At 60.8% G+C, this 12,423-nt stretch carries 10 protein-coding genes; 7 read left to right on the forward strand and 3 right to left on the reverse strand.

Annotation, left to right across the window (positions count from 1 at the left end):
* Positions 1-222 precede the first annotated feature (222 nt).
* Positions 223-990 carry a DeoR/GlpR family DNA-binding transcription regulator gene (locus AC3WQS_RS31185; protein ID WP_020905996.1) on the reverse strand — a complete coding sequence of 256 codons (768 nt, stop codon included), beginning with the start codon at positions 988-990 and terminating at the stop codon, positions 223-225.
* Between the two features lie 27 nt (positions 991-1,017).
* Positions 1,018-3,258: a 4-hydroxythreonine-4-phosphate dehydrogenase PdxA gene (gene pdxA / locus AC3WQS_RS31190; protein WP_041814594.1), complete on the reverse strand. Its 2,241-nt coding sequence runs from the start codon at positions 3,256-3,258 to the stop codon at positions 1,018-1,020.
* Positions 3,259-3,470: 212 nt separating this feature from the next.
* Between pdxA and AC3WQS_RS31195 the strand changes: the two genes are divergently transcribed.
* The 7 genes from AC3WQS_RS31195 to AC3WQS_RS31225 are packed head-to-tail and all read left to right on the forward strand — an operon-like array spanning position 3,471 to position 10,459.
* Positions 3,471-5,048 (forward strand): ABC transporter substrate-binding protein, encoded by a 1,578-nt coding sequence (locus AC3WQS_RS31195; protein ID WP_492713547.1) that lies wholly within the window; start codon positions 3,471-3,473, stop codon positions 5,046-5,048.
* Positions 5,049-5,052: 4 nt separating this feature from the next.
* Complete coding sequence (locus AC3WQS_RS31200; RefSeq protein WP_007732496.1) at positions 5,053-6,057, forward strand: ABC transporter permease; 1,005 nt, start codon at positions 5,053-5,055, stop codon at positions 6,055-6,057.
* On the forward strand, positions 6,057-7,004 hold the full coding sequence (locus AC3WQS_RS31205) for an ABC transporter permease (RefSeq protein WP_019746660.1): 948 nt from the start codon (positions 6,057-6,059) through the stop codon (positions 7,002-7,004). The genes AC3WQS_RS31200 and AC3WQS_RS31205 overlap by 1 nt, the downstream gene beginning before the upstream one ends.
* Before the next feature lie 3 nt (positions 7,005-7,007).
* Positions 7,008-7,841 (forward strand): ABC transporter ATP-binding protein, encoded by an 834-nt coding sequence (locus tag AC3WQS_RS31210; protein ID WP_492713546.1) that lies wholly within the window; start codon positions 7,008-7,010, stop codon positions 7,839-7,841.
* The gene (locus AC3WQS_RS31215) at positions 7,838-8,704 is read left to right on the forward strand and encodes an ATP-binding cassette domain-containing protein (RefSeq protein WP_492713545.1); all 867 of its coding nucleotides are present in this window, start codon (positions 7,838-7,840) and stop codon (positions 8,702-8,704) included. Before AC3WQS_RS31210 ends, AC3WQS_RS31215 begins: the two co-directional genes overlap by 4 nt.
* Positions 8,704-9,663: an aldo/keto reductase gene (locus AC3WQS_RS31220; RefSeq protein WP_264613812.1), complete on the forward strand. Its 960-nt coding sequence runs from the start codon at positions 8,704-8,706 to the stop codon at positions 9,661-9,663. The genes AC3WQS_RS31215 and AC3WQS_RS31220 overlap by 1 nt, the downstream gene beginning before the upstream one ends.
* Before the next feature lie 34 nt (positions 9,664-9,697).
* Positions 9,698-10,459 (forward strand): HpcH/HpaI aldolase family protein, encoded by a 762-nt coding sequence (locus AC3WQS_RS31225; RefSeq protein ID WP_019746656.1) that lies wholly within the window; start codon positions 9,698-9,700, stop codon positions 10,457-10,459.
* A gap of 62 nt (positions 10,460-10,521) precedes the next feature.
* Here the strand turns inward: AC3WQS_RS31225 and AC3WQS_RS31230 are convergent, their stop codons facing one another.
* On the reverse strand, positions 10,522-11,946 hold the full coding sequence (locus AC3WQS_RS31230) for an aldehyde dehydrogenase family protein (RefSeq protein ID WP_007732506.1): 1,425 nt from the start codon (positions 11,944-11,946) through the stop codon (positions 10,522-10,524).
* Positions 11,947-12,423 lie beyond the last annotated feature (477 nt).

Raw genomic sequence — 12,423 nt, forward strand, 5'->3', positions numbered from 1 at the left:
TTCGTACAACCTCGTGTCACTCGCCGTGAAGGCGGGAGTCGGTGTCCGTGTCGCTCTGACTTGGAATAAGTTACGCGTCCGCCGAAGTCTTTGACAAATCCACAGGTCAGAGACTCGGAGGTATCCATTTCCCCAGCAAGATTGCCCGTTTCAGTCGATTTTCACCAATTCGGACATCATGTGACGCCGGACACCGTGCCCGGATCGGCACACAGCGGGAACTCACACCACTTGGACTCGGATACCTACATCCTCGAACAACGCGACTTGCTTTGCGTCCACTGCAGCATCGGTAACCAGCACAGCCCCCGGCGGTATCGGCGCCCACGCATGGAAAGGACGTTCACCGAGCTTGGCGGAGTGGGCGAGGATGTAGACCTCGCCGGCACGTTCGATCATCATTTCCTTGAGCCGGGTCTGATCGAGCTCAGCTTCACAAATACCCAGGTCAGCGGTAACTGCATCGGCACCGAGGAATGCCTTGTCAAACGACACCCTCTGCAGCGACGCTTCCGCCAGTGGCCCGACGAATCCTTGACTGAGCTGCCTCAGCGTCCCGCCGAGACATTCGACTCGAACACCATCAGCGTCGACTAACGCCTCGAGCGCCGTCAGCCCTGCAGCGATCACCGTCAAATTCGTCACGTGACGTAAGAACTCTCCCATCGCTCCGACGGTGGTACCTGCATCAAGGAGCACGGTTTCTCCGGGCCGGACCTGCTCAGCAGCCCATTCGGCGATGCCCCGTTTGGCGTCGAATCCCTCCATTGCGCGTTGACGCAAGGAGGATTCCGGATGAGGGTTGAGAGCAATCGCACCGCCGTACGTTCGAGCAATTACTCCCTGGGCAGTCAACTGACTCAGGTCGCGACGAATCGTAGATGCAGTCACCCCGAATTGGGCAGACAGATCCTCGACACTGGCCAGACCGCTGGTGCGAGCGAGCCTCGCAATCTCCGACCGCCTCGCCTCCGACTCCCGGATGGCCATCGCTCCTCCCCCTACAAACCCTGGTGCTTACTTGGAAACGAATGTGCTGGTTGCCAATTCGGCCGCCTGCCGCAGCGCTTCGACCATACTACCGGCCTCGGCGATGCCCTTACCTGCAATGTCGAAAGCGGTTCCGTGATCGACGGAGGTACGGATGACAGGTAACCCGACGGTGATGTTGACGCCGGCCTCGATCCCGAGAACCTTGACCGGGCCGTGCCCCTGATCGTGGTACATCGCAACGATCAAGTCGTAGTCCCCACGTCCAGCGAGGAAGAATGCCGTGTCCGCCGGCAGTGGGCCGTGGACGTCGATTCCTTCTGCCTTCAAGAGTTCCACGGCGGGAATGATCTTCTGCTCTTCCTCTCCGTACCCGAAAAGTCCGTTCTCCCCCGCGTGCGGGTTGATCCCGCACACGCCGATTTTCGGAGATGGATTGCCCGTACGCACCAAAGCTTCGTGACCTCGACGAATGGTCCTCTCGACCAGGCCGGGCTCGATCCTGGCAACTGCATCGAGCAGTCCGATGTGAGTGGTCACGTGAATCACCTTGAGCTTGGGGGTCGACAACATCATCGACACCTCCTCGGTACCGGTCAGGTGCGCAAGCAATTCCGTGTGTCCGGGATAGATGTGTCCTGCCGCATGCAGCGCTTCCTTGTTCAGTGGCGCCGTGCAGATCGACTGGACTTCACCGCGCACGGCGAGTTCGCTTGCGACGCGGATATATTGATAGGCCGCATCTCCCGCGACTGCCGACAGTTCACCCCAGGCGAGATCCTCGGGTAGCAAGTCCAGGTCGATGACGTTGATCCGTCCATCGATGAATTCAGCATCCTTGATCTCCTCGATCGCGACCACGTCGACGTCTATTCCGAGCACCGTGGCAGCCAATCGCAAACGCTTCGCGTCGCCGACAACAACAGGGCGGCAACGCTTTCTCGTTTCGGCGTCGAGGAGTGCGGGGACGATCACTTCCGGTCCGACGCCGGCGCCGTCGCCCATCGTGACAGCAATCAGCGGCAGTGGAGTGGATTCGATTGACATGGGATTAACCTCGTTGTCTGAAGGTGGACTGTCCGGAGCGTCGACCGGGATGGGGCGCGCGAGAAACTTCGTTATAGAGAAAAGACTGTGTGCATTCCCGAAACTGCCTGGCCGCGTGACGATGTACCGTCCGGTGTGGTCGACGGAAAGCACGGCGCCGTGTTCAATTTCGTAAATCGGTGACAAAGTGTCGATCAGCAGGCGGTCGAGAACGCTGCGCGCGGTTTCGCCACCGGTAAGAACCAAGTCGATCGGGTACTCGCCATGGGAGAATCCTGCATCGACGGCAGCGATCAGATCGGCGAGAGCCGAAACGAGATGGACGGATTCTGCAGGCACGACGGGCCCACTTACCGAAACCACGACATTTCCGCGATCCAGTGCGTTCAGAATCGGAAGCGGATCGACCGAATGCGCCAGCAGTTCAGCACTGTTCACTTCGATATGGTGCGCCCCTGAATCCCGAAGCAATGCCACTTGGTCCCCGGCAGACGCATCCGCCGTCCCCACAACCACCAAAGTAAATCGAGAATCACGAAGAGATGGGCGCACGACGGGTGACTGCTCGGTTCTTCGTCGTGCCACTGCCGTCGCGAGCGCCGAGGTTCCTACCAATCGAGAACCCCGAACCTCCTGTGCTGCAGCCACAATCAGTTCCAGATCACTGTCGGTCTCGACGTCGCAGATCGCCACCGACCCGGCTTCTGAGATCGACGCAAGAACCTGGCTCAACCGGCCGGAGCGAATGTCGTCCAGCGATACGCCAGAAGTAATTGCCGACGAGCCGAGCGCCTCCGCAATCGACCGAGGAGCCGGCTTCGACTCCGCGCGCCACAGGTCGGTGGCGTGCAACGCAACCCCATCGACCAACACCACCCCGCCTTGCACCGTGCGCCCTTGCCTGGGCAGTCCGGCGGCGACGATGACCGGGGATCCGTCGCGGGAGAGTTCTCCAACCTCCGCCGCTATGTTGCCCCTGAGCAGGGAATCGATCTTCTTGACGATCTCGGAGCCGTCAGACGATTGCAGAACTGATCTCACGTCACGAGAGGCTCTGGCGGGGTCGGATCGCCGTGAGTGCAGATCGAAAACCGTCACTCCTGATCCGTCGGGCGCACCTGGGCCGAGTCGAAGCGATATGCCCGAACTGCGGAGCAGAAATCCTGCGGCCGACTCCGCGGCTCCGGAAAGATCATCAGCGATGATTACCAGTGGTTTCATCGAATTCCTCGACCCCCTTTCGGTCTGAATCGAGTATGCACAGCATCGCAACCGATGCGCGAAGTACGCAATCGAAGTTACGGGACTTGCGCGAAGTGCGCAACAGTGCCATTGTGAGCTGAGTTACAAGCGAGAGCCCGACGCGATTGTTCACCAACAGTCCGCTCGGAGCGTCGCCCCCACGCTGCCCCGTCAGGATCGAAAGGTCACCGATGACCAATACTCGTTTGCGAACACCACAGCTCTCCCGGCGATCCTTTCTGCAGTTCACCGGGCTGATCGGTGGCGCAACGCTTCTGGGCACGACTGCCGCGTGCGCCGGCCCTACCGGGAAGCCGACCCAGGACACCCTGGTGCTCGGGCTCAACCGTTCGCTCGTCAGCCTCGACAACAAACTCAATCAATTCGACGCAGCAGTCACGGCTCAACGTGGCGTCAGACAAGGTCTCACCCGGATCGGCGACAATCTGACACCGCAACTCGTTCTCGCTGACAGGTTCGAATCGACCGGCCCGACCGAGTGGACGGTTCGACTCCGCGAGGGCATCCGTTACTCCGACGGCACACCTGTGCTGATCGACGACGTCACGACGGCAATGCAGATGTACCAGCAGGTCAGCGGATCGTTTGTCGCACCGCAGTTCCCCGAGTGGCCGACGGTCGTCCCCATCGACGATCGCACCTTCATCCTTCGGACGAATTCCCCGGTGCCGGTTCTGGACTCGCTCATGTCCAACATCTTGATCACCCCGGCCGCTGCCAACGAACCCAACGAACTGCAGAGCGGAATCGGGTCTGGACCGTTCGTCGTCAGCGAATCGAACCGGGGCACCGGCGGTTACACACTTGTCGCCAATGACAACTACTGGGGCCCGGCCCCTGGCGTTCGTCGTGTTCAGGTCCGCTTCATTCCCGAAGAGGCCGGCCGCGTCGTCGCACTTCGGAGCGGCGAGGTCGACGTCATCGACTCGATCAGTCCCGATTCCGCCGAACAACTCGCCGACCTGCCTGGTGTCCAGGTGGACACAGTGCCGAGCACACGCATCAACCAACTGTTCTTCAACTTCCGCAAGCCCGCCGATCACCCACTGTCCAATCCGCGTGTCCGAGAAGCTCTCACGTATGCCATCGACGGTGAGTCACTCGCTCGGGACGTGCTGATCGGATCCGCAGTCCCGGCCACCGGCCCCGCACCGTCGACCTTGGACGGAGCCGTGAAAACCGGTACTTACCAATATGATCCACGGAAAGCGCGGCAGATGCTCGAGGCCGAAGGCGCCGACGACCTCGAACTCACCTTCATCTGGGAAACCGGAGAGTTCACCAACGACGTCTCGGTGATGGAATCGGTACTCGAAATGATGAAGGCCGTGGGAGTACGCGTCAAACTCCAGCAGTTCGAACCGGGCGGTGACATCTCGTCCTGGCGCCAGGGCAAGACCGGCGACTGGGATGTGCTGGGCAACGGCTACGGCAACCAGACCGGACTTGCACTGACCACGTTGCAGGGGATGTACGCCGGCACAGCGGAGAAGGAAGCAACTCGCGACACCTATCACGGGTACGTCTTCCCCGAAATCACCGCGAAGATCCAAGCCGCATCCAGTGAACCAGACCCGACCAAGCGCGCCGCTCTACTCGACGCCGCACAACAAGACATCTGGAACACCTGGCCTTGCCTGTGGAGCTTCGTACCCAACGCACTCCTTGCGAAACGCACTCGTGTACAAAATGTTTCACTGACCCCGATCAACTCCTACGACCTCGGCGCCGTCCGATTGGAGGCCTGAGGCGATGACTCTCACCGCTCCGAAACCGCAAACCGCTCTCGGAATCTCTCCGCGTCGGCGCACAAGGATCAACCCGACCGTCAAATACGTGCTCAAACGCTTGGCACAGAGTGCCTTGACGATCTTCCTCACGCTCACAACAGTGTTCGTCCTGATCCGAATGGCTCCCGGCGATCCTGCCTACGCCTTGGCCGGACCGCTGGCCAGCACGGAGGATCTAGCACAAATCCGTGCTGACATGGGCTTGGACAAGTCGGTGTTCTCTCAATATCTGATCTACCTGTGGGACCTGGTCCATCTGAATCTCGGCACGTCGTACTCGTTCCAGGCGCCGGCCATGGACGTTGTCCTCGGCCGTCTCCCGTACACCATCACCCTGGCCGTCAGCTCCATTCTGCTGACCGCCGTGCTCTCGATTCCGCTGGGCGTGTGGATGGCCCGTCACGCGGACACCCGACGTGAACTCGGTGCGAACGTCGTAGCCGTCGGCGGGCAGTCCATGCCGGAGTTCTGGAGCGGCCTGATGCTGGTGACGATCTTCGCGGTCTTGATCCCAGTACTCCCGGCAGCCGGTTTCACCACATGGCCGTCGTTGATCCTGCCTACCGTCACCATCGCCATCCTTCAGATCGCGTTGATCTCCCGGATGGTTCGACGCGAAATGGTCTCGGCCTTCGCTTCTCCGTACATCACGGTCGCACGTTCTCGCGGAGTATCCGAACGCGAACTCACCTGGCGATATGCGATGCGTAATTCTGCGATTCCGATCGTCACCGCGCTGGGCACCAGATTTGCCGGAATGCTGAACGGCGTCGTGGTGGTCGAAGTCGTGTTCGCCTGGCCTGGTGTCGGCTCGCTGGTGGTCCGCGCACTCGAGACTCGCGACTACCCGCTCATCCAGGCCACCGTGCTTGTCACTGCGGTTCTCGCCGTGCTCGTGCAACTGGCAGTGGACCTCCTCTACCCCCTCCTGGATCCACGCGTGCGACTCGGAAAGGGCGCCAACTGATGACTACCGTCTTGGAACCTCCAACAACTCCACGCGCCAGCGCGGTCACCGAGGCAGACTTCGCACGCGCCGGAGCCACGCGCCGTAAGCGAGACAGCCGAGTCAAGATCTGGGCCGGCTCGATCTGCGCGCTCCTGGTGATTCTTCCTGTTGCATTGGCGGGACTACTCCCCCTTGCAGATCCGAACCAGACCAACCTGAGCAGTCGACGGCTACCGCCCCTCACCGACGGCCATCTGTTCGGCACCGATCAGTTGGGACGAGATCTCCTCTCACGGATCCTGCACGGCGGCCAGGTGTCTCTGACGATCGGTATTCTCGCCGTGATCGTCTCCGGGGTCATCGGCATAGTCGCCGGATCCGCCGCGGGGTACTTCGGCGGCTGGGTCGACACCGTCATCTCCCGCCTACTCGAAGCACAGCTTTCTCTGCCTCTGCTGATGATGCTGCTTCTCGTCGTTGCGCTGTTCGGTCCGTCCATTCCCGTCATCACGTTTGTCATCGCGATCGCGCAGTGGCCCGAGGTCGCACGGTTGACTCGCTCATTGGTACTCGTCGAACGCGAAAAGCCTTACGTAGCTGCAGCTCGAGTCCTCGGACTTACTCGCATGGCAATTCTGCTTCGTCACGTCATTCCGAACATCGTCAAGCAGGCCTCGCTCGTCGTCCTGTTGCTGCTCGCGCAGGCCGTACTGCTGGAAAGTTCGTTGAGCTACCTCGGCGCCGGACCACAACGTCCGTTCGCAACGTGGGGACGAATCATCGCCGACGGCCAGGACTACATCACCACGTCATGGTGGATCGTCACGTTGACAGGTCTGATGATCGTGCTACTGGTCGTCGGAGTGAACCTACTCGGCGACGGCCTGCGCGATCGTCCTGCAGGTTCGAAACGACTGGGCGCAAGCCTGTTCGGGCGTGGCAACGCCCAGAAAGCAAAGGCGTGAGACATGGGCAATCTACTACGGGTCGACGACCTCCAGATCGAACTTGTCACGGCGAATGGCGTCATCCGAGCCGTCGACGGGGTGTCCTTCTGCATCGACGCCGGTGAAACCGTCACCATCATCGGTGAATCCGGCTCCGGAAAGTCGACCACGGCCATGGGAATCCTCGGGCTGCTTCCGGACGATCTTGCCGTTCTTTCCGGGAAAGCTGTGTTCAAAGGCCAGGACATTCTCGGAAACACGAAGATCTTGAACGATATTCGTGGAAAACACATCGCCCTCATCCCCCAGGACCCGATGACGGCTCTGAGTCCCGTCCACACCATCGGCAGCCAACTTCGAGAAGCAGTGCGCCACAGCGGTGTGACCGCGAAGAAGCAACAAATCGACCGGGCAGTGCAACTGCTCGAGCAGGTACGCATTCCGTATCCGGATCAGCAACTCGACAAGTACCCGCATCAACTGTCGGGTGGAATGCTGCAGCGCGTCCTCATCGCCGGAGCTCTTGCTGCCGGCCCCGAACTGATCGTGGCCGACGAACCCACCAGCGCATTGGACGTCACCGTTCAGGCCGGGATTCTGGATCTATTGCTCGAATTGCAGGAGCGCACCGGGATCGGAATGCTCGTCATCACCCACGACCTCGGAGTCGCCCGACTCGTATCCGATCGCATCTACGTGATGAAGGACGGACGTTTTGTCGAGACCGGTAACGCCGACGTTCTCGTCGACTCACCGCAAAGCGCCTACACACAAAAGCTTCTCGACGCGATACCGCACCTGGGGCCTTGGGATGGCGACCCCGCCCGTTCAACGCAGATCGGAGCCTCGGCATGAACCCCCACGAAACGCCACTTCTGGCCGTCGAAGATCTCGTTGTCGAGTATCCGGTTCCCGACGGAGTTTTCCGAGCCGTGGATGCTGTGAGCTTCTCGGTGGAAAAGGGCAAGACCCTGGCCATCGTCGGCGAATCCGGATGTGGCAAGTCGACAATCGCTCGATCGATCGTCCGACTCCTCACACCGACCAGTGGACGCATTCTCGTCGACGGCAATGACATCGCGCAGATGTCGGAGAAGTCACTGCGCCCCTTCCGCTCTCGCATTCAAATGGTGTTCCAAGATCCGTACGGATCGCTGGACCCCCATCTGACTGCCGAGGACATCATCGGAGAACCACTGCGCCTCAAAGGTGTTCGGAGCAAGTCTGAACGCGCCAAGGCAGCAGCAGAACTCGTCGATCGCGTTGGCCTACCCAGCTCGGCACTACACCGGCGTCCGGCGGAGTTCTCCGGTGGCCAACGTCAGCGCATCGGAATTGCCCGTGCACTTGCCAGCGGACCCGAGATCCTGGTCTGCGACGAAGCAACCAGCGCTCTCGACGTTTCGGTGCAAGCGCAGGTACTCGCGCTCCTACGTGAAATTCAGGCCGATACCGGTCTGACGTACGTTTTCATCTCACACAACTTGGGCGTCGTCCGAGAAATCAGCGAGACCGTAGTCGTGATGTCGAAAGGAACCATCGTCGAATCCGGTTCCACAGACACAGTTCTCGCCAGTCCGCACGAGCCGTACACCCGCGCACTACGAGGCGCTGCTCTCGATCCCACCACCATGGTCGGCATCAAACCACGCCACGTGGTGGCAGCCCTGTCCAAGAACTTACTAGCCAAGCAGACCGAATCACGAGGAGTTGCCTGATGACCACCCCACTCGAGCTTCCGAAACTGGTGCTCGGCACTATGACCTTCGGAGATACGGTCGACATATCGAGTGCGGGATCGATGCTCGACGCAGCACTGGGCGCCGGTATCTCACACATCGACACGGCGAACGGCTATGCGGGCGGCGAGTCCGAGCGCATGCTGGCAAAACTGCTCCACGGCCGACGCGATTCCGTCACTCTGGCCACCAAAGCAGGAATGCCACACCCCGATGCCGGTGACAACAGCCCACTCTCGGCAAAGGGACTCCGAGCAAGCATCGAAGGAAGTCTGCGCAGACTCGACTCGGACTACGTCGACCTGTTCTATCTCCATCAGCCGGACCGAACCGTCACGCTGACCGAAACTCTTACCACCGTCGCGGAACTGGTTGCCGAGGGCAAGATCCGCACACTCGGCGTATCCAACTTTGCCGCGTGGCAAATCAGTGAAATCAACTACACCGCAGACACAGTCGGTGCTCCGCGACCGATCGTCGCACAACAGCTCTACAACTTGCTCGCGCGTCGCATCGAAGAAGAATACGCAGAATTCGCGGACGTGACCGGACTGACCACCATGGTCTACAACCCACTCGGTGGGGGCCTGCTCACCGGGCGCCACACCTTCGAGGAAAACCCCGTCGACGGCCGATTCGGCGACTCCCGTCTTGCGTCGATGTACAAGGAGCGATACTGGAACACACAGATCTTCGACGCCATTGCACAACTGACGGCGATCGCGGAACAGTCGGGCATCTCCCTGACCGAGCTTGCGTTGCGCTGGCTGGTCAGCAAGCCCGTCGCCGGATCGCTGCTCCTCGGAGGATCCAAAGTTACGCACCTCGAATCCAATATCGCGGCCATCGGGCGAGGTCCACTCGACGCCTCGACCGTCGAAGAGTGTGACCTCGTCGGTGCCGCCCTACGAGGCCCCATGCCCAACTACAACCGCTGAAACACCCGACCTTCATCAGGAAGAGTTCTTCACTATGTCAGCACAGGAATTCGCCGCACGTATCCGAGGACGCGAACGCATTCTCGGATACTGGTCCGTCATCGACAGTCCGGTCTCGACCGAATGGATTGCGCACGTCGGCTGGGACTACATTGCCCTCGACATGCAGCACGGCCTGATCGGCTATTCGGGGATGGTCGCCGGGCTCACCGCCATCGACTCGTCACCGTCCACTGTCGGGATGGTGCGCGTCGAGGCAAACAATCCGACGCCCATCGGCCGTGCACTCGACGCGGGCGCTGTGGGCGTCATCGTTCCGCTGATCAACAACGCCGAAGAGGCAGCGGCCGCCGTGGCAGCCGCCAAGTATCCGCCTTTCGGCATCCGCTCCTACGGACCCATGCGCTCTCAACTCCGTATCGGCCCAGTTCCCGCCGACGCGAACCGCGACACCGTTGTATTTGCGATGATCGAGACCCCACAGGGTCTGGCGAACGTCGAAGAGATCTGCGCAGTGCCCGGTTTGGACGGCGTGTACGTCGGGCCGTCCGACCTACGAATCGCCGTCGGCGGTAAGCACTCCAACGATCCGGACGTCGCCGAGGAATTCGAAGCAGCGCTCACCCGGGTGCGCGAAGCTGCCGCCGTCAGCGGAGTCGCTGCGGGAATCCACACACCTTCCGGTCAGGTTGCGGCACAACGGCTCGGGGAGGGCTACACGTTCGCGACCGTGGCCTCGGACCTGACACATCTGGCGAACATCTCGGCTCAGCATTTGGATGCCGCCAAGTCCTGATCCGGGTACAAAATGGCGATGCTCCCGCACTTGGTACGGGAGCATCGCCATTCTCGAACAAACTATCGCTGAATCGCCTTGATCTCGAGGAACTCTTCGAGCCCGAACGTGCCGGCCTCGCGCCCGACGCCCGACTGCTTGTACCCACCGAACGGAGCATTCGTGTTGAATGCTCCGCCGTTCACCTCGACCTGCCCGGCACGCAGTTGCCGTGCGACGCGATCCGCGCGATCGGGGTCACCTGACCAAACGCCACCGGCCAGTCCGTACTCGGTGCCGTTGGCGATCCGCACTGCGTCGGCCTCGTCTTTGTAGCCCATGATCGAGAGGACCGGTCCGAAGATCTCCTCGCGCGCAATTGTCATGTCTTCGGTCACGTTCGCGAACACCGTCGGCCCGACGAAATATCCACTGGCCAGACCGGTTTCGCGACCGTCGACAACCGCGGTGGCACCTTCCGACACACCCTTCTCGATGTATCCGCGAACGCGTCCCAGCTGATTCGCGTTCACCAGAGGACCAAGCACCGAAGTCGGCTGAGTCGGATCACCTACCGGGAAATGAGCGGCGACTGCAGCAGCAATTGCCGCTGCCTCATCCACCTTCTCCGCGGGAACCAACATACGCGTCAGCGCCGAACAGGTCTGGCCCGAATTGATGAAGCACTTTGCGACGCCATCCGTGACAGCCTTTTCGAGATCGGCGTCGTCGAGAATGACATTCGCCGACTTGCCGCCCAGCTCGAGCGAGACCTTCTTGATGGTGTCAGCGGCAACGATGGCCACTCGCTTGCCTGCACGAGTCGATCCGGTGAAGGAGACCATGTCGACCTCAGGGTGGCCGGCGATGGCTTCGCCCACTACCGGGCCGTAGCCACTCACCAGGTTGAATACACCTGCAGGCAAACCAATTTCGTCGAAGATGTCAGCGAGAGCGTACGTGATGAGTGGCGCAACCTCGGTGGGCTTGAGAACCACGGTGCAGCCCGCGGCGAGCGCACCGCCGACCTTCAAGACAACTTGGTGGAGCGGGAAGTTCCAGGGAGTGATGGCGCCGACAACACCCGCAGGTTCGCGAACAATCAGCGAATTCCCGACCTCGTGAGCGTCGAAATCATAAGTGCGAGCCAATTCGGCAAATGCATTCAAATTCGCGAGCGGCATTCCGATTTGTACGGGCTTCGCGAATCCGATCGGCATTCCCATATCCTGCGAGACCAGCGCCGCAAGATCATCGGTACGTTCGGCAATTATCGCCGCAGCCTTGGAAAGATATTCGGCGCGCTCGCCGCCGGATAGTGCAGACCAGGCAGGGAACGCCTTTCGTGCTGCCTTCGCGGCCGCGTCGACATCTTCGACAGTGCCTTCGGCGACAGTTCCTATCAGCTCTTCGGTAGCCGGATTGAGAACGTCGATCCGACCGCTGCCAGTGGATTCGATCCAGGCGCCATCAACATAGATTTTGGTGCGGTCGAGAATATCGGTCATCGAAGCCTCCGTAGTCATCACGCGTGCACAGGTGAGGTGGGCCCGATCACACGGGGCACCTCTTCCGAGCCTAGCCACGCTCGACGGGTTCCGTGGCAGGTTGGTGTCGCGATTGACCGTCGACTGACGAGACCTGTGGTGAGCGCAGGCTTTTCGCGGATCTTGTGAACGTACCGTTCCCCTCGTCCGAGGCGGTGAGAGTGTCGTTCACTCGATCCCGGACGGGGTGGTGAGCCGGCCGTGCTCTTCTGCTCGTGATTGTGCGAACGGTACGTTCGGTCGATCTGAGGCGACGAACGTACCGTTCGCTCGATCCGGGGGGTGCCGGCGACGGGATGTTTCAGGGTGTTTTGGGTACGAGAAAGCCCCCCAACCATCACTGGTTGGGGGGCTTCTCAAGTTGTGTTCGGCGGTGTCCTACTCTCCCACACCCTGTCGAGTGCAGTACCATCGGCGCTGAAGGGCTTAGCTTCCGGG

The sequence above is a fragment of the Rhodococcus sp. FW305-130 genome, from assembly GCF_058788335.1.

Bases quoted from the DNA above. Each gene is read 5' to 3' on its own strand.
- AC3WQS_RS31185 (WP_020905996.1), bottom strand. From the start codon at position 990: ATGGCCATCCGGGAGTCGGAGGCGAGGCGGTCGGAGATTGCGAGGCTC.
- pdxA (WP_041814594.1), bottom strand. From the start codon at position 3,258: ATGAAACCACTGGTAATCATCGCTGATGATCTTTCCGGAGCCGCGGAG.
- AC3WQS_RS31195 (WP_492713547.1), top strand. From the start codon at position 3,471: ATGACCAATACTCGTTTGCGAACACCACAGCTCTCCCGGCGATCCTTT.
- AC3WQS_RS31200 (WP_007732496.1), top strand. From the start codon at position 5,053: ATGACTCTCACCGCTCCGAAACCGCAAACCGCTCTCGGAATCTCTCCG.
- AC3WQS_RS31205 (WP_019746660.1), top strand. From the start codon at position 6,057: ATGACTACCGTCTTGGAACCTCCAACAACTCCACGCGCCAGCGCGGTC.
- AC3WQS_RS31210 (WP_492713546.1), top strand. From the start codon at position 7,008: ATGGGCAATCTACTACGGGTCGACGACCTCCAGATCGAACTTGTCACG.
- AC3WQS_RS31215 (WP_492713545.1), top strand. From the start codon at position 7,838: ATGAACCCCCACGAAACGCCACTTCTGGCCGTCGAAGATCTCGTTGTC.
- AC3WQS_RS31220 (WP_264613812.1), top strand. From the start codon at position 8,704: ATGACCACCCCACTCGAGCTTCCGAAACTGGTGCTCGGCACTATGACC.
- AC3WQS_RS31225 (WP_019746656.1), top strand. From the start codon at position 9,698: ATGTCAGCACAGGAATTCGCCGCACGTATCCGAGGACGCGAACGCATT.
- AC3WQS_RS31230 (WP_007732506.1), bottom strand. From the start codon at position 11,946: ATGACCGATATTCTCGACCGCACCAAAATCTATGTTGATGGCGCCTGG.